We start from the raw sequence: 17,300 nt of genomic DNA on the forward strand, positions 1-17,300 counted from the left end.
GGGGGACCGGTCGGGGTCAGGCGCCGATGGCGTGCAGCCCGCCGTCCACGTGGACGATCTCGCCGGTGGTCTTCGGGAACCAGTCGCTCAGCAGCGCGACGATGCCGCGGCCGGCCGGCTCCGGGTCCTTCCGGTCCCACTCCAGCGGGGACCGGGTGTCCCACACCGAGGCGAGGTCGCTGAAGCCCGGGATGGACTTGGCGGCCATGGAGCCGAGCGGGCCCGCGGAGATGAGGTTGCAGCGGATGTTCTGCTTGCCCAGGTCGCGGGCGATGTAGCGGCTGGTGGCCTCCAGCGCGGCCTTGGCCGGGCCCATCCAGTCGTACTGCGGCCAGGCGAACTGCGCGTCGAAGGTGAGGCCGACGACCGAGCCGCCGTTCTGCATCAGCGGCAGGCAGGCCATGGTGAGCGACTTCAGGGAGTACGCCGAGACGTGCATGGCCGTGGCGACCGACTCGAACGGCGTGTTGAGGAAGTTGCCGCCCAGGGCGTCCTGCGGGGCGAAGCCGATGGAGTGCACGACGCCGTCGAGACTCCCGAGCTCCTCACCGACGATGTCCGCGAGCCGCGCGAGGTGCTCGTCGTTGGTCACGTCGAGTTCGATGACCTTGGTGGGCTTCGGCAGCTTCCTGGCGATGCGCTCGGTCAGCGTGGGCCGCGGGAACGCGGTCAGGATGATCTCGGCGCCCTGCTCCTGGGCCAGCTTGGCGGCGTGGAAGGCGATGGAGGACTCCATCAGCACACCGGTGATCAGGACGCGCTTGCCCTCGAGAATTCCACTCATGGTGATCAGTGACCCATTCCCAGTCCGCCGTCAACAGGGATGACGGCTCCAGTGATGTACGAGGCGTCGTCCGAGGCGAGGAACCGCACCGCCGCGGCGATCTCCCCGGGCTGCGCGTAGCGGCCGAGCGGCACCTGCGCGACGATGCCCTTGCGCTGCTCCTCGGTGAGCACCTTGGTCATGTCGGTGTCGACGAAACCGGGCGCGACGACGTTGAAGGTGATGTTGCGCGACCCCAGTTCACGGGCGAGGGAGCGCGCGAAGCCGACGAGGCCGGCCTTGGACGCGGCGTAGTTGGCCTGCCCCGCGGAGCCCAGCAGCCCGACCACCGACGAGATCAGCACGACGCGGCCCTTCTTGGCGCGCAGCATGCCGCGGTTGGCCCGCTTGACGACGCGGAAGGTGCCGGTGAGGTTGGTGTCGACGACCGAGGTGAAGTCCTCCTCGGACATGCGCATCAGTAGCTGGTCCTTGGTGACACCGGCGTTGGCGACGAGGACCTCGACGGGGCCGTGCTCGGCCTCGATCTCCTTGTAGGCCTGCTCCACCTGCTCGGGATCGGTGATGTCGCACCTCACCGAGAGGAAGCCGGCCGGCGGCTCCCCGGAGCGGTACGTGATCGCGACCTTGTCGCCGGCGTCGGCGAAAGCGCGGGCGATGGCGAGGCCGATGCCCCGGTTGCCTCCGGTGACGAGAACCGAGCGGCTCAACGGATCACCCTTTCGATAGCGGTCTGGCACACCCGCCCGAGCACTGGATGACAGGCGGTTTCCCCTGAAACCTATCGGTCCGCGGCATCGGGCGCCGAAGCCGGGGGCGACAGGCGAAGGGGGTGCTGTCTGTAGGGTTGCCACAGTCGCCCCGCCGCGTGGACCCCTGTCCGGCGAGCCCTGTCCGTCGTTCCGGGAGCATGGGCGGGCAAGCCTCCTTCCCGTGCCGCGTAGGGCATCCGGCAGTCGTACGCCCCCCCCCCGCAAGCAGCCGCCGCCGATGCGGGCCACGAGGTCGCGGACCTCGCACCGGCGAGGATCTCCGCCACCCGCCGGTCGAGGTCCGCCAGGGCCCGCGGGCGACCGCCACCCGGTGCCGGCTCCCTCACTTCCCGGGCATTTCGCGCCGGCATCCCTTCCCTGGGACGTCCCGCTGTACGGTCGGCGCTGCCCCGGCATTTCACACGAACGTGGGACTCCCGCAGCACTTCTTGTACTTGCGCTCCGAGCCGCACCAGCACGGGCCGTTGCGCGGTGGAGGCCAGTCGGCCACCTCTCCCCCGCGGGCCAGTTCCGCCGCGTACGCGGACCGTGTGGCCGAGGTGCCGGGGGACCCGCCGCCCGCGCGCGCATGCGCTTCCAGACCGCTCAGCGTCGCCCGGCCGACGGCCAGACGGACACCGCCCTGGTCCGACAGTTCCCGCAGCGTCCGCTCGACCTGCCGCAGGTGGCCGGCGTGGTCGTCGCCGTACCCCTCCGCTGCGCCGGGCCAGCTCCGGAGAAGCTTCGTGAACTCCTCCGGCGGCCAGTACAGGACGCAGGTCTTCAGGATGCCGGTGCGTGCGGCCCTGTCGTCCTCCCGGGCGGCGACGAGTTCCTTGATCTCGGCGCTCAGGGGCTCGGAGTCTCCGTTCCGTATCCGCCGCAGGCGGATCGGGTCGTGGGCCTCGTCGAGCGGGCGCACCTCGCCGGACAACCCGGCCTGACGCCGCAGGTGGACGTCGTCGGCAAGGTCGTCCCAGTCGTCGTGCGGTGCGCCGAGCAGTCGGCGCACCCGGTGGCGGCCGATGACCATCATCTCCAGATCGAAGCGGTCCGCAGACACCTCGACCGCATCCGCCGTGACCGGGGTTCCGGCGCCCAGCACGTGTGTGACACCGGCCGTGTACCACTCGGCCGCCGACGCGTCGTCGCCGTGCGACTCGAAGGCCTCACCGACGAGGTTCCACGCGCCCGCGTCACGGGGGTGCCGCCCGCGGAACGCGGCAGCCGCCTCGCGGGCCCGCTCCTCACGCCCGGCGTCCCACAGCGCCCCGATCCGGAGGGCGTCCACCAGGTCCGGCCTCTCGCAGGCGCCGTCCGCCGGGTCGAGCAGGCGGTCGTACAGGGCGAGCGCCCGGTCGTACTCCTTCGCGACACACCACGCGCCGGCGGCCTCGGTGAGGAGTTCCTCCCGGTCCTCCGGGTAGCGGGCGACGAGACGTTCGTACTCCTCGGCCTCCTGCGCGGGGGCGGGCTGACGGGGGACGGGGATGCTCCCGGTCCTGCGGGACTTGTTGCCCGAACCGGTCGTGCGGCGCTTGTTGGACATGGACTCACGGTAGCGGCATGCCAGTTGAGTTCGCCGAGGGATCTCTCGGGGGCATCCGAGCGGATGACGTCTCACCCGGCCGCGGTCGTGCGCGCGCGGCGCAGACGGACGCGTACACGAGGTGCCCTTCGGCGAGACCGAGACGGACGGCGCCGAGGCTGCCGCGGACGGGATCGTGCGTGCTTGTCCGTACGAGGGCGCGCCGCGGGACGTGATTCACTGCCTGCGACGGTCATCACTGGCGAGTGCCGAAGGGATCCCCACCCGTGCCCCATGAAGTTGATCAGTCGTTCCTGGCATTCCCCCTACGCGCCCTCGCCGACGCCGCGCTCGCACGCGCGCGGGCGCTCGGGGCCGAGCACGCCGACTTCCGGCTGGAGCGGGTGCGCAGCGCGTCCTGGCGGCTGCGGGACGCCAAGCCCGCGGGCTCGTCGGACACCACCGACCTCGGCTACGCGGTGCGGGTGGTGCACGGGGGCGCGTGGGGCTTCGCGTCCGGGGTGGATCTGACGATGGACGCGGCCGCCCGGGTCGCCTCGCAGGCGGTGGCCATGGCCAAGCTGTCCGCCCAGGTCATCAGGGCGGCCGGGGCGGACGCGGGGGCACCTGGCACGTCTTCGGAACAGTGGGGGAAGGTCGAGCTGGCCGACGAGCCGGTGCATGCCGACCGGACGTGGGTCTCGTCGTACGAGATCGATCCGTTCAGCGTGCCGGACGAGGAGAAGGCGGCGCTGCTGGAGGATTGGAGCAGGCGGCTGCTGGATGCCGACGGGGTCGACCACGTCGACGCCTCGCTGCTCACCGTCCACGAGAACAAGTTCTACGCCGACACGGCGGGGACCGTGACCACGCAGCAGCGGGTGCGGCTGCATCCGGCGCTGAACGCGGTGTCGGTCGACGCCTCCAGCGGCGAGTTCGACTCCATGCGGACCCTCGCACCGCCCGCCGGGCGCGGCTGGGAGTACCTGACGGGCACCGGCTGGGACTGGGACAAGGAGCTGGCCGAGATCCCCGAGCTGCTCGCGGAGAAGATGCGGGCGCCGAGCGTCGAGCCGGGGCTGTACGACCTGGTCGTCGACCCGTCGAACCTGTGGCTGACCATCCACGAGTCCGTCGGGCACGCCACCGAGCTGGACCGGGCCCTCGGCTACGAGGCCGCCTACGCGGGCACGTCCTTCGCCACGTTCGACCGGCTCGGCACGCTGAGGTACGGCTCGCAGCTGATGAACGTCACCGGCGACCGCACCGCCGAGCACGGCCTGGCGACCGTCGGCTACGACGACGAGGGCGTCGCGGCCCAGTCATGGGACCTGGTCAGGGACGGCGTCCTGGTCGGCTACCAGCTCGACCGCCGCATCGCGAAGCTGACCGGGTTCGAGCGGTCCAACGGCTGCGCCTTCGCCGACTCCCCCGCCCATGTGCCCGTGCAGCGTATGGCGAACGTGTCGTTGCAGCCGGATCCGGCCGGGATGTCGACGGAGGACCTCATCGGGGCCGTCGACCGTGGGATCTACGTCGTGGGCGACCGGTCCTGGTCCATCGACATGCAGCGGTACAACTTCCAATTTACGGGTCAGCGGTTCTTCCGCATCGAGAACGGGCGGATCACCGGGCAGCTGCGGGACGTCGCGTACCAGGCGACGACCACCGACTTCTGGGGATCGATGACCGCGGTCGGCGGCCCGCAGACGTACGTCCTCGGTGGCGCGTTCAACTGTGGCAAGGCCCAGCCGGGCCAGGTCGCCGCCGTCTCCCACGGTTGCCCCTCGGCGCTCTTCAACGGCGTCAACATCCTCAACACCACGCAGGAGGCAGGTCGATGAGCGCCCCCGCCAGCAAGCCGCACGAGATCGTCGAGCGGACCCTGGAGCTGTCCACCGCCGACGGCTGCGTGGTGATCGCCGACGAGCACTCCACCGCCAACCTGCGCTGGGCGGGCAACGCGCTGACCACCAACGGGGTCACCCGCGGGCGCACGCTCACCGTGATCGCGACCGTCGACGGCGGCAGGGGCACCGCCTCCGGGGTGGTCTCCCGGTCCGCCGTGACCGCGGACGAACTGGAGCCCCTGGTACGCGCCGCCGAGGCCGCCGCGCGCGGCGCCGGGCCCGCCGAGGACGCGCAGCCGCTGGTCACCGGCACAGCGGCCGCACCGGACTTCGCGGAGGCCCCCGCGGAGACCTCCTCCGCCGTCTTCGCCGACTTCGCGCCGGCGCTCGGCGAGGCCTTCGCCCGCGCGCGTGCCGGCGGCCGGGAACTGTACGGCTTCGCCAACCACGAGCTGGTGTCGACCTACCTGGGGACGTCGACGGGCCTGCGGCTGCGCCACGACCAGCCCACCGGCACGCTGGAGCTCAACGCCAAGTCCCCCGACCGCTCCCGCTCGGCGTGGGCGGGCCGTTCCACCCGCGACTTCGAGGACGTCGACCCGGCGGCCCTCGACGCCGAACTCGCCGTGCGCCTGGACTGGGCGCAGCGGCGTGTCGACCTGCCCGCAGGGCGGTACGAGACCCTGCTGCCGCCGACCGCGGTCGCGGACCTGCTGATCTATCAGCTGTGGTCGGCGTCGGGCCGGGACGCTGCCGAGGGGCGGACGGTGTTCTCCCGGCCGGGCGGTGGCACCCGCGTCGGCGAGAGGCTCTCCGAGCTGCCGCTGACCCTGCGCAGCGACCCGGACGAGCCGGGACTGGAGTGTTCGCCGTTCGTGGTCGCGCACTCCTCCGGCGGGGACCAGTCGGTGTTCGACAACGGGCTGCCGTCCCCGGCCACCGAGTGGATCAGCGCCGGCGTGCTGAACCGGCTGACGGCCACCCGGCACAGCGCGTCGCTGACGGGGCTGCCGGTGGCCCCGGCGATCGACAACCTGATCCTGGACGGCGGTGACGACCGTTCCCTGGAGGAGATGGTCGCGGGCACCGAGCGGGGGCTGCTGCTCACCTGCCTGTGGTACATCCGCGAGGTCGACCCGGCGACCCTGCTGCTCACCGGGCTGACCCGGGACGGGGTGTACCTGGTGGAGAACGGCGAGGTGACCGGCGCGGTGAACAACTTCCGGTTCAACGAGTCCCCGGTCGGCGTGCTGGGGCGGGCCACCGAGGCGGGGCGCACGGAGAAGACGTTGCCGCGCGAGTGGAGCGACTGGTTCACCCGGGCCGCGATGCCGGCGCTCCGGGTGCCCGACTTCAACATGAGTTCGGTCAGCCAGGGCGTCTGAGCCGCTCCGGGCGCGGCACCGGGTGCTCCACCTAGAGTCCCGCGATGTGCGGCCGGCCGTCCGTGGCGCCGTCGTGGCCGGCCGCGCGGTTCCCCGCGCCCCTTCGACGGCGCCGCCGACCCGCAGCGGGCCCTCGGCCGGCCTGCTTAGACTTGGGAAACCCTTTCGCATCCCTGAAGGAGACATACGACCGTGACGGACATCGTCGACGAGCTGAAGTGGCGGGGCCTGTTCGCCCTGTCCACCGACGAGGACGCCTTGCGCAAGGCACTCGCGGACGGTCCCGTGACGTTCTATTGCGGCTTCGACCCGACCGCGCCGTCCCTGCACGTGGGGCACCTGGTGCAGGTGCTCACCGTCCGGCGGCTCCAGCAGGCCGGCCACCGGCCGCTGGCACTGGTCGGCGGGGCCACGGGCCTGATCGGTGACCCGCGCCCGACCGCGGAGCGGACCCTGAACGACCCGGACACGGTCGCCGGCTGGGTCGACAGGCTGCGCCGTCAGATCGAGCCGTTCCTGTCCTTCGAGGGCGAGAACGCGGCCGTGATGGTGAACAACCTGGACTGGACGCAGGGCCTGTCGGCGATCGAGTTCCTGCGCGACATCGGCAAGCACTTCCGCGTCAACAAGATGCTGACGAAGGATTCGGTGGCGCGGCGGCTGGAGTCCGACCAGGGCATCAGCTACACGGAGTTCAGCTACCAGATCCTCCAGGGTATGGACTTCCTGCAGTTGTACCGGAGGTACGGCTGCACGCTGCAGCAGGGCGGCAGCGACCAGTGGGGCAACCTGACGGCGGGCCTCGACCTGATCCACCGGCTGGAGCCGCACGCCGCCGTCCACGCGCTGGCGACGCCGCTGATGACCAAGGCGGACGGCACCAAGTTCGGCAAGACCGAGGGCGGGGCGGTGTGGCTCGACCCGGAGATGACGACGCCGTACGCGTTCTACCAGTTCTGGCTGAACGTGGACGACCGGGACATCTCGCGGTACATGCGGATCCTGTCCTTCAGGTCCCGCGCGGAGCTGGAGGAACTGGAGCGGCAGACCGAGGAGCGTCCCCAGGCCCGGGCGGCCCAGCGCGCGCTGGCGGAGGAGCTGACGACCCTGGTGCACGGTGCCGACCAGACGGCCGCCGTGATCGCCGCGTCCAGGGCCCTCTTCGGTCAGGGGGAGCTGGCCGAGCTGGACGAGCGGACCCTGTCGGCGGCTCTGTCGGAGGTGCCGCACGTCCAGGTCACCGGGCCCGCGCCGGTGGTGGACCTGCTCGCGGAGGTCGGCCTGGTGCCCAGCAAGTCGGCCGGACGCCGGACGGTGAAGGAGGGCGGCGCCTACGTGAACAACGCGAAGGTGACCGCCGAGGACGCCGTCTGGGCCGAGGAGGACCTGCTGCACGGGCGCTGGCTGGTGCTGCGCCGCGGCAAGAGGAACCTGGCGGCGGTCGAGGTCGTCGACGGCTGACGGGTGGCGGGCGCGGGGCGGCTCGCCCCGGGTTCCACGCCCGAAGGGGCGGTCTCCCGTGGTACGGGGGCCGCCCCTTCGGCGCAGAGCTGCTCAGGCCTGCTGTTTGCGTCGGCCCAGGGTCGCCGTGTACAGCATGTCGCCCAGGTAGACGATGATGATCGCGGCGACCAGTTGGAAGAAGTGCCGGCTCCAGTCGATGCCGCGCGTCGCGGCGACCCCCAGTCCGCGGGCGACCGCGTTGCCGACGACGGCGCCCAGCATGCCGAAGATCGTGGTCAGCCACAGGGGGCTGTGCTGCTTGCCCGGGATGATCAGCTTGGCGATGATCCCCAGCACGAACCCGACGATGATCGCCCACAACCAGCCCATGGCTGCCTCCTTGTACGGCACGACGCGGGACCTGTGACGAGTGTCGGCCCGAAGGCGGTACGGCGCCTGCCGGGTACGGCCGTACGCGGTACGGCGGTGGGCGGTTCCCCCGGGCCGTCGGGGCCCCGGTCTCCTGGGCGGCCGAGCTGCGGCGTACCGTGGAGATGTCCCGGTCGGGTGCCTTTCGGCCGACTGCGGTCCGGGTAAGAGCGGGGCGGAGTCCGATGCGGGCGGATGGTGGAGTGTGATGCGGAAGCTGCGCGGCGGCGGCAACACCGAGGTGTTCCGGATCACGGGTGCCCGGACGGGCCTGCAGGAGGACGTGCGCGGCCGGCAGCGGCGCTACGTCATCTCCATGACGATCCGCACGGTGTCCGTGATCCTCGCGGCGTCCCTGTGGAACGTGGAGCGGCCCGTCGCGATCGTGGCGCTGGTGCTGGGCGCGCTGCTGCCGTACGTCGCGGTGGTGATCGCCAACGCCGGCCGGGAGAACGCGCCGTCGCTTCCCTCGACGTTCGTCGCCGGGCCGACGCGGCCGACGATCGCCTCGGCGCCGGGAGAGGAACGGTCCGCGGGGCCGGGGCCGGAGGACACCGCCGAGGAGCCGCCTGAGCGCCGGCCATGAGCGGGCTGTGCGCGCAGCTCAAGAAAAGCTCAAATCAATCATGCTGTTCGGCTGCCCTGCGGTGGTGTGCCCGTGACATACTTCGTACGCGCTCCGCATCCCCCGTCGGAGCGACGGACCGACGCCGGGCAGCTCCCCCCGTGGCTGCTCGGCGTCGCCTTTTGTGCGCCCCTTCTCTGTGAGACGGACCTGTGACCGACGAGAATCCGATGTGTTCCGCCAAGGGCTGCCGTGCCGACGCGGTGTGGGTGCTGGCGTGGAACAACCCCAAGCTCCACACGCCGGAGCGGCGCAAGACGTGGCTCGCCTGCGGGGAACACCGCGAGCACCTCGCGCAGTTCCTCGGGGTGCGGGGATTCCTGAAGGACGTGGTCACGCTGGCGGACTGGGACCTCCGGCAGGGGGACTGAGCCGACCCGCCGGGTACCCGCCCGCGCCCCGGGCGGGTACCCGGCCAGGGTGTGGGACGGCGGGGCGGGACGTTCACCCGCCGATCGCCGACATCGGCCGCTCGGGCTGTACGAAGGCCGGGTCGTCCAGGCCGGCGCCCGCCTTCTTCCCTCCCATGGCCACCCGCCAGATGCGGGCGATCTCCTCGTCGGGGGCACCGGAACGCAGGGCGGCCCGCAGGTCGGTCTCCTCGGTGGCGAACAGGCAGGTCCTTATCTGTCCGTCGGCCGTCAGCCGGGTGCGGTCGCAGGCCGCGCAGAAGGGGCGGGTGACGGAGGCGATGACGCCGACCACGTGCGGGCCGCCGTCCACCAGCCAGCGCTCGGCCGGGGCCGAGCCGCGCTTCTCCTCGCCCTCGGGGGTCAGCTCGAAGCGGGTGCGCAGACGGGCGAGGATGTCCCCGGCGGTGATCATGCCGTCGCGCTTCCAGCCGTGCTGGGCGTCGAGGGGCATCTGCTCGATGAACCGCAGCTCGTAGTCGTGTTCGACGGCCCAGGCCAGGAGGTCGGGGGCTTCGTCCTCGTTCAGCCCGGGCATCAGGACGGAGTTGACCTTCACCGGGTTCAGACCGGCCTCGCGGGCGGCGTAGAGGCCGTCCAGGACGTCCTGGTGGCGGTCGCGGCGGGTCAGGGTCCGGAAGACGTCCGGGCGCAGTGTGTCGAGGGAGACGTTGACCCGGTCCAGGCCGGCCGCTCTCAGGGCCGCCGCCGTGCGCCGCAGCCCGATCCCGTTGGTGGTCAGCGACGTCTGGGGCCGGGGGTCGAGGGCGGCGACCCGCTCGACGATGCCGACCAGGCCGGGGCGGAGCAGGGGCTCGCCGCCGGTGAAGCGGACCTCCGTGATGCCGAGCGTGCGCACCGCGATGCCGACGAGGCGGACGATCTCGTCGTCCGTGAGCAGGTCGGGCTTGGCCAGCCACTGCAGGCCCTCCTCGGGCATGCAGTAGGTGCAGCGCAGGTTGCACCGGTCGGTCAGTGAGACCCTCAGGTCGGTGGCCACGCGGCCGTAGGTGTCGATGAGCACGTGGGCCCCCTCCCTCGTCGCGGTTCGTGGATCGTGCGTGTTCCGGCACCCCACACTTGCGAGCCTACGCGAGAGGGCTGACATCGGCGCAGACCCGATCCCACGAGGTGGGACGCGGCCGTGTCGTAGGGAGCTACGACACGGCCGCGTCCCGGGCGCGGGACGATCCGCCGGGGCCGGCCTCCGCGGGAGGTGCTGCGAAGGTCCGGCCCGCGTTCGGGGGTCGGCGCCGCTCGCGCACCCCGTCCTAGTGGGCGCCGGTGCCGGTCAGGGAGCGGACCTCCAGCTCGGCGTACTTGGCGGTGTCCGGCTCCTCCCTGGACAGGTGGGTGCCGACGATGCCCATCAGGAAGCCGACCGGGATGGAGATGATGCCGGGGTTGCTCAGCGGGAACCAGTGGAAGTCCACGTCGGGGAACATCGAGGTCGGCTTGCCGGACACCACCGGTGAGAACAGCACCAGGCCGACCGCGGTGACGAGGCCGCTGTAGATCGACCACAGAGCTCCGGAGGTGGTGAACCGCTTCCAGAACAGGCTGTAGACGAGCGTCGGCAGGTTGGCGGAGGCGGCGACCGCGAAGGCCAGGGCGACCAGGCCGGCGACGTTGAGGTCGCGGGCGAGGGCACCGAGGACGATGGAGACCGCGCCGATGCCGACGGTCGCCCAGCGGGCCGCGCGCACCTCCTGCTTCTCGGTGGCCCCGCCCTTCTTGATGACGTTGGCGTAGATGTCGTGGGCGAAGGACGACGAGGAGGCGAGGGTGAGGCCGGCGACGACGGCGAGGATCGTGGCGAAGGCGACGGCGGAGATGGTCGCGAGCAGGACGGCTCCCCAGGTGGAGTCGACGCCGCCGAGGTGGAGGGCGAGCAGAGGGGCCGCGGTGTTGCCGGCCTTGTTGGAGGCGATGATCTCGTCCGGCCTGATCAGTGCGGCGGCGCCGAAGCCGAGGGCGAGGGTCATCAGGTAGAACGCGCCGATCAGGCCGATGGCCCAGATGACGGACTTCCGGGCCGCCTTGGCGGTGGGCACGGTGTAGAAGCGGATGAGGATGTGCGGCAGGCCCGCGGTGCCCAGGACGAGGGCGATGCCCAGGGAGATGAAGTCCAGCTTGGTGGTGCCGGTGGCACCGTACTTCAGGCCGGGCTCCAGGAAGGCGGCGCCCTTGCCGCTGTTGTCGGCGGCCGAGCCGAGCAGTTCGGAGACGTTGAAGTCGAACTTCAGCAGCACCAGGAAGGTCAGCAGCACGGCCCCCGCGATGAGCAGGACGGCCTTGACCATCTGCACCCAGGTGGTGCCCTTCATGCCGCCGATCGTGACGTAGACGATCATCAGAACGCCGACCAGGGCGACGGTGCCGATCTTGCCGGCGTCGCTGGTGACGCCGAGCAGCAGCGAGACGAGCACGCCGGCGCCGGCCATCTGCGCCAGCAGGTAGAAGATCGACACGACGATGGTGGAGGTGCCGGCCGCCGTGCGGACGGGCCGCTGCCGCATGCGGTAGGCCAGCACGTCGCCCATGGTGTAGCGGCCGGAGTTGCGCAGCGGCTCGGCGACCAGCAGCAGGGCGACCAGCCAGGCCACAAGGAAGCCGATGGAGTACAGGAAGCCGTCGTAGCCGAAGAGGGCGATGGCTCCGGCGATTCCCAGGAAGGACGCGGCCGACATGTAGTCGCCGGAGACGGCGAGGCCGTTCTGGAAGCCGGTGAACTGCCGTCCGCCGGCGTAGAAGTCGGCGGCGTCCCTGGTCTGCCGGCCGGCCCACACGGTGATGACGAGGGTCGCGAGGACGAACACCGCGAACAGGCTGATGATCAGCGGGCGGTGCTCACTGGCCTCCCCGGCCGCCAGGGTGATCTCGGGGCTCATGCGCCGCCCTCCATCCGGGACTTGATGGCCGCTGCCCTGGGGTCGAGTTCGGCGGCGGCGTGCCGCGCGTACCACCAGGCGATGAGGAAGGTGGTGAGGAACTGGGCGAGGCCGAGGACGAGGGCCACGTTGACGTTGCCGAACAGCCTGGTGCCCATGAAGCCGCCGGCGTAGTTGGACAGCAGGACGTACAGCAGGTACCAGGCGATGAAGGCGACGGTGAGCGGGAAGGCGAAGGAGCGGTAGGAGCGGCGCAGTTCACCGAACTCCGCGCTCTCCTGGACCTCGGTGAACTGCTCGGCCGAGGGCAGCCGGGCGGGGGTGGGTGAAGGCGGGGGTGTCTCGGTGGCCACGAAGTCTCCTCGCGGTGCGGGGGCGGTTGTGACGGTGGGCGGGAGCGAGTGTCCTCGCCTTCCCTGTCCAAGGTCACGGCGCCACGCGAGGACGGGTTCAACGGAGGGACGCTGTTTCCGAAGTCGGTCCTGGAAGGTCATTGCTGGCCGGGGAGATCGCGGGTTAGCTTCGCCCTGCACCACCCGTCATGTACCTGCCCGAGCACCACCTGTGTCTCGGGCAGGTTTCGTTTCCGGATGATGTGGAGACCCCATGGCTCATCTGCCTTCCCGGCGCCGTCTGGCCCTCGCCGTACCCGTCGTGCTGGCCCTGACCGCCTCGCTCGGCTTCCTGCCGGGGGCGGCGTCGGCCGCGCCGCGTACGGTCGGCGCCGCCGAGGCCGCCGACGCCGGCACCCTGGCGTACGTCGTCAACACCAAGGGCGGCCATCACACGATCGCGTCGGTGAAGAGAGCGGTCGTCGCACACGGCGGCACCATCGTGACGTCGTACGACCGGATCGGCGTCATCGTCGTCCATTCCGACGACCCGGACTTCGGCACGGAGATACGCGCGGTCCGCGGCGTGCAGTCGGCGGGTGCGACCCGTACCGCCCCCCTGAAGGCCGCGGGCACCACGGACGTGGGTGCGGTGGAGTACCTGTCCGGCGCGCAGGCGGCGAAGGCCGCGCAGGAAGCGGCCGACGGTCAGGAGCCCCTGGAGGCCGACCAGTGGGACCTGCGGGCGATCGGGGCGGACAAGGCCGCCGCGATCAACCCCGGCAGCCGGAAGGTGACCGTCGCGGTCATCGACACCGGCGTCGACGACACCCACCCCGACATCGCCCCGAACTTCTCCCCCTCCCAGTCGGCGAACTGCGTGAGCGGCAAGGCCGACACCACCTACGGCTCCTGGCGCCCGGTGGACGCCGAGCACTACCACGGCACGCATGTCGCCGGTGAGATAGCCGCGGCCCGCAACGGCATCGGTGTGGCGGGCGTCGCGCCCGGGGTGAAGGTCGCGAGCATCACGGTGGCGCAGCCGGACGAGACCCAGCTGTTCTACCCCGAGAGCGTCGTGTGCGCCTTCATGTTCGCCGCCGACCACGGCGTCGAGATCACGAACAACAGCTACTACGTGGACCCGTGGCTGTACAACTGCATGGACGACCCCGACCAGCGGGCCATCGTCGACGCGGTCAACAGGGCGCAGCTGTACGCGCAGCGCAAGGGCACGCTCAACGTCGCCTCGGCGGGCAACTCCAACGACGACCTCGACTCGGACGCCCTCCTGGACGACTCCAGCCCCGACGACTCGGCCTCCGTGACCCGCACGGTCGACCCGCACGAGTGCTTCGACGTGCCGACCCAGCTGCCGGGCGTGGTCACGGTGAGCGCGGTGGGTGTCAAGGGCACCAAGTCGTACTACTCCAGCTACGGACTCGGTGTCGTCGACGTCGCGGGCCCGGGCGGCGACAAGTACCAGATCCCGGACACCCCGTCGGCCAACGGCCGCATCCTGTCGACGCTGCCGAACAACGAGTACGGCTTCCTCCAGGGCACCTCGATGGCCTCCCCGCACGTGGCCGGCGTGGCGGCGCTGCTGAAGTCCACCCACCCGCACGCGACCCCCGCGCTGCTGCGGGCGCTGCTCAAGGTTCAGGCCGACAACCCCGGCTGCCCGACCGAGCCGTACGACGGGAACGGCGACGGTGTCGTCGACGCGACCTGCGCGGGTGGCAAGCGCGTCAACGGCTTCTACGGGTTCGGCGTCGTCAACGCGCTGCGCGCGGTCAAGTAGCCCGTGCGCCGCAGGACTTCCCGCCCGACCCGCTCCTATCGCGAACGAACTGGAGGCACCGACACCATGACAGCGCCCCATCCGCGCCACCGCCGTGCACTGGCCCTCCCCGTGGGGATGGCCCTGGCGACCACTCTCGCGTTCCTGCCGAACGCAACGGCCTTTGCGGCGCCCCTGACCGGCCCGTCGGCGCAGACGGCGGCCGGAAGCACCGCCGCGACGCTCAGCTACGTGGTCAACGTCCGTCCCGGTCACGGCCCTTCGGCGCGCGTGAAGAAGGCGATCGCCGCGGCCGGCGGCACGATCCTGACGTCGTACGACCGGATCGGCGTGATCGTCGTCCACTCGGCCGAGGCCGGGTTCGCCCGGACACTGCGCAAGGTGCCCGGCGTCTGGTCGGCGGGGGCCACGCGTCACGCACCGCTGCCCGCGCAGTCCACCACGGACACGGGTGCCCCGCAGGTCCTCAGCGCCGAGGAGGTCGCCGGCGCGCAGGCGGCCGGCGGCCAGGACCCGCTGGAACCGCTGCAGTGGGACCTGCCGGCCATCAAGGCGGACAAGGCCCACGAGAAGAGCCTCGGCAGCCCGGACGTCACGGTTGCCGTGATCGACACCGGCGTGGACGACACCCATCCCGACATCGCGCCGAACTTCGACCGCGGCGCTTCCGTCAACTGCGTGTCGGGCAAGCCGGACACCACCGACGGCGCCTGGCGGCCGAACGCCGGCGAGAGCCCGCACGGCACCCACGTCGCGGGGGAGATCGCCGCCGCCCGGAACGGGATCGGCATGACCGGTGTGGCGCCGGGCGTGAAGGTCGCCGGCATCAAGGTGGCCAACCCGGACGGCTACTTCTACACGGAGGCCGTGGTCTGCGGGTTCGTGTGGGCGGCCGAGCACGACGTCGACGTCACCAACAACAGCTACTACACCGACCCGTGGTACTTCAACTGCGCCGACGACCCGGACCAGAAGGCGCTGCTCCAGGCCGTGACCCGGGCCTCGCTGTACGCGGAGCGCAAGGGCACGGTCAACGTCGCGGCGGCCGGCAACGAGGCCTACGACCTGGCGGCCGACGAGATCACCGACCCGGTCTCGCCCAACGACGCCACGCCGTCGGACCGGGTGATCGATCCGGGGAGGTGCTTCGACATGCCGACCCAGCTGCCGGGTGTCGTGACGGTCGCGGCGACCGGCGCGAAGGGCATCAAGTCGTCGTTCTCCAACTACGGCCTGGGGGTGATCGACATAGCCGCACCGGGCGGCGACGCGACCCGTTACCAGACCCCGGCCCCGCCGGCCACCAGCGGCCTGATCCTGGGCACGCTGCCCGGCGGCACGTGGGGCTACATGGCGGGTACGTCGATGGCGGCACCGCACGTCGCGGGTGTGGCCGCGCTGATCAAGTCGACGCATCCGCACGCCTCCCCCGCGCTGGTGAAGGCCCTGCTGTACCTGGAGGCCGACGCCACGCCGTGCACGGACCCGTACGACATCGACGCCGACGGGAAGGTCGACGCGGTGTGCGAGGGTTCGCGGAACCACAACGGCTTCTACGGCTGGGGAACGGTCGACGCTCTGGATGCCGTGACCAGGTGAGCCACCTCTCATCTTGATTCGGTCAATACTGCATAGTGCTGTCATGACCGACATCGAGTTCGCTTGGTCCGCGCTGGGCGGCGATCCCGCCCTCCTCGCGCGGATGTCCACCGTGGTGCGGGAGGGCGCGCTGGCGGCGCGCCTTCCCGTGCGGGAGCTGGCCCGCGCGTGCGTCGGCGCCTGCGCCCTGGCCGCCGCCGAGCTGGCGGCGCGCCGGGCCGGGCTCACCGAGGTACCCGCGGTACGGGTGGACGACGGTGCGGTGGCCACCGCGTTCACCGGCGAACGGCACCTGCTGGTCGACGGGCGCGCGCCGGTTGCGTTCGCGCCGCTGTCGCGCTTCTGGCGCACGGCCGACGGCTGGGTGCGCACCCATGCCAACTATCCGCACCACCGGGCGCGGCTGCTCAGCGCACTCGGCCTCCCGGACGACGCGGACACCCCGGACGGCACGGACACCGTGTCCGCCGTGGGGGCGGCGCTCGCCGAACGGCCGGCCCTCCAGGCCGAGGAGGCCGTGTACGCGGCCGGGGGCCTGGCCGTCGCCGTGCGCACGCCCGGGGCGTGGGCGGCTCACGACCAGGCGGGCGCACTGGCCGACGTCCCGCTGGTGGAACGGGTACGACCGGACACCGCGCCCGCGCGCGTGCCCGAACCGCTCGGCGGAACGCCCCTGCTGCCCGCCGCCGGGCTGCGCGTCCTGGACCTCACCCGGGTCATCGCCGGCCCGGTCGCCACCCGCACGCTCGCCCTGCTGGGCGCCGACGTGCTGCGCCTGGACGCGCCGCAGCTGCCCGAACTCCCCGGCCAGCAGGCCGACACCGGTTTCGGGAAGCGGTCGGCGCTCCTGGACCTGGCCACCGACCGGGCACGGCTGGAGGATCTGCTCGCCGCCGCCGACGTGGTCGTCACCGGCTACCGGCCGGGCGCGCTGGACCGGTTCGGCCTCGCGCCCGAGGCGCTGACGGAGCGCCGCCCGGGCCTGGTGGTGGCACAGCTGTCGGCATGGGGATCCGCCGGTCCGTGGGCCCACCGCAGGGGCTTCGACAGTCTGGTGCAAGCGGCCACCGGCATCGCGGCGACCGAGGGCGGCACCACCGGCCGGCCCGGCGCGCTGCCCGCGCAGGCCCTGGATCACGGGACGGGGTACCTGCTGGCGGCGGCGGTACTGCGCGCGCTCACAGAGCAGTCCTCCGAGGGCGGCACGCGCCTGGTCCGGCTGTCGCTCGCGCGCACGGCGGCCTGGCTGACCGACGGCTCCGGGCCCGGTCCCCGGGGAGCGGAGGAGTACGACGGGCCGGACCGCTGGCTCACGGAGACCGACAGCCCACTCGGCCGGCTGCGCCACGCGCTCCCGCCGGTCTCCTTCGCGCAGGGTCCCACCGGCTGGACGCGCCCGCCCGGGCCCTGGGGAGCCGACGCGGCACGTTGGTCCTGAGTGACGCGGCGGGCGGGAACGTACCCCCGGGCG

Annotated in this window: 15 protein-coding genes; 8 read left to right on the top strand and 7 right to left on the bottom strand. The window is 71.9% G+C overall.

Going from position 1 to position 17,300, the window contains the following annotated elements; all coding sequences use genetic code 11:
• Positions 1-16: 16 nt before the first annotated feature.
• From fabI to I3F54_RS05110, 3 genes are all read right to left on the bottom strand, one after another.
• Positions 17-784 carry an enoyl-ACP reductase FabI gene (gene fabI, locus I3F54_RS05100; protein ID WP_240117386.1) on the bottom strand — a complete coding sequence of 256 codons (768 nt, stop codon included), beginning with the start codon at positions 782-784 and terminating at the stop codon, positions 17-19.
• Positions 785-789: 5 nt separating this feature from the next.
• Complete coding sequence (fabG, locus tag I3F54_RS05105; RefSeq protein WP_240117387.1) at positions 790-1,494, bottom strand: 3-oxoacyl-[acyl-carrier-protein] reductase; 705 nt, start codon at positions 1,492-1,494, stop codon at positions 790-792.
• 460 nt (positions 1,495-1,954) lie between these two features.
• The gene (locus I3F54_RS05110; protein ID WP_240117388.1) at positions 1,955-3,085 is read right to left on the bottom strand and encodes an SEC-C domain-containing protein; all 1,131 of its coding nucleotides are present in this window, start codon (positions 3,083-3,085) and stop codon (positions 1,955-1,957) included.
• A 266-nt stretch (positions 3,086-3,351) separates the two neighbouring features.
• Between I3F54_RS05110 and I3F54_RS05115 the strand changes: the two genes are divergently transcribed.
• The 3 genes from I3F54_RS05115 (at position 3,352) to tyrS (ending at position 7,760) form a co-directional block, all read left to right on the top strand.
• A complete protein-coding gene (locus I3F54_RS05115; protein WP_240117389.1) occupies positions 3,352-4,908 on the top strand; it encodes a TldD/PmbA family protein in 1,557 nt (518 codons plus the stop codon).
• On the top strand, positions 4,905-6,299 hold the full coding sequence (locus tag I3F54_RS05120) for a metallopeptidase TldD-related protein (protein ID WP_240117390.1): 1,395 nt from the start codon (positions 4,905-4,907) through the stop codon (positions 6,297-6,299). Before I3F54_RS05115 ends, I3F54_RS05120 begins: the two co-directional genes overlap by 4 nt.
• Positions 6,300-6,491: 192 nt before the next feature.
• Entirely contained in the window at positions 6,492-7,760 is a 1,269-nt protein-coding gene (gene tyrS / locus I3F54_RS05125; protein ID WP_240117391.1) for a tyrosine--tRNA ligase, read from the top strand.
• Between the two features lie 93 nt (positions 7,761-7,853).
• Here tyrS and I3F54_RS05130 read toward each other — a convergent pair whose 3' ends face one another.
• Positions 7,854-8,132 carry a GlsB/YeaQ/YmgE family stress response membrane protein gene (locus I3F54_RS05130; protein ID WP_240117392.1) on the bottom strand — a complete coding sequence of 93 codons (279 nt, stop codon included), beginning with the start codon at positions 8,130-8,132 and terminating at the stop codon, positions 7,854-7,856.
• Between the two features lie 247 nt (positions 8,133-8,379).
• Here I3F54_RS05130 and I3F54_RS05135 point away from each other — a divergent pair, with 247 nt between their 5' ends.
• Positions 8,380-8,757 (top strand): DUF3099 domain-containing protein, encoded by a 378-nt coding sequence (locus I3F54_RS05135; protein ID WP_240117393.1) that lies wholly within the window; start codon positions 8,380-8,382, stop codon positions 8,755-8,757.
• Between the two features lie 191 nt (positions 8,758-8,948).
• The gene (locus I3F54_RS05140; RefSeq protein ID WP_240117394.1) at positions 8,949-9,167 is read left to right on the top strand and encodes a hypothetical protein; all 219 of its coding nucleotides are present in this window, start codon (positions 8,949-8,951) and stop codon (positions 9,165-9,167) included.
• A gap of 73 nt (positions 9,168-9,240) precedes the next feature.
• Here I3F54_RS05140 and moaA read toward each other — a convergent pair whose 3' ends face one another.
• The 3 genes from moaA to I3F54_RS05155 form a co-directional block, all read right to left on the bottom strand.
• Positions 9,241-10,230: a GTP 3',8-cyclase MoaA gene (gene moaA / locus I3F54_RS05145; RefSeq protein ID WP_240117395.1), complete on the bottom strand. Its 990-nt coding sequence runs from the start codon at positions 10,228-10,230 to the stop codon at positions 9,241-9,243.
• Between the two features lie 247 nt (positions 10,231-10,477).
• Positions 10,478-12,097: a cation acetate symporter gene (locus I3F54_RS05150; RefSeq protein ID WP_240117396.1), complete on the bottom strand. Its 1,620-nt coding sequence runs from the start codon at positions 12,095-12,097 to the stop codon at positions 10,478-10,480.
• Positions 12,094-12,450 (bottom strand): DUF485 domain-containing protein, encoded by a 357-nt coding sequence (locus I3F54_RS05155; protein WP_240117397.1) that lies wholly within the window; start codon positions 12,448-12,450, stop codon positions 12,094-12,096. The genes I3F54_RS05150 and I3F54_RS05155 overlap by 4 nt, the downstream gene beginning before the upstream one ends.
• 253 nt (positions 12,451-12,703) lie before the next feature.
• Between I3F54_RS05155 and I3F54_RS05160 the strand changes: the two genes are divergently transcribed.
• The 3 genes from I3F54_RS05160 to I3F54_RS05170 all read left to right on the top strand — a co-directional run bounded on the left by I3F54_RS05160 (position 12,704) and on the right by I3F54_RS05170 (position 17,267).
• Positions 12,704-14,230 carry a S8 family serine peptidase gene (locus I3F54_RS05160; protein ID WP_240117398.1) on the top strand — a complete coding sequence of 509 codons (1,527 nt, stop codon included), beginning with the start codon at positions 12,704-12,706 and terminating at the stop codon, positions 14,228-14,230.
• A 66-nt stretch (positions 14,231-14,296) separates the two neighbouring features.
• Entirely contained in the window at positions 14,297-15,829 is a 1,533-nt protein-coding gene (locus I3F54_RS05165; protein ID WP_240117399.1) for a S8 family serine peptidase, read from the top strand.
• 43 nt (positions 15,830-15,872) lie between these two features.
• Positions 15,873-17,267 (top strand): CoA transferase, encoded by a 1,395-nt coding sequence (locus I3F54_RS05170; protein ID WP_240117400.1) that lies wholly within the window; start codon positions 15,873-15,875, stop codon positions 17,265-17,267.
• Positions 17,268-17,300: the final 33 nt, after the last annotated feature.

Origin of the sequence: Streptomyces sp. MUM 2J (assembly GCF_022414535.1) — a bacterium.
Lineage (GTDB): Bacteria > Actinomycetota > Actinomycetes > Streptomycetales > Streptomycetaceae > Streptomyces.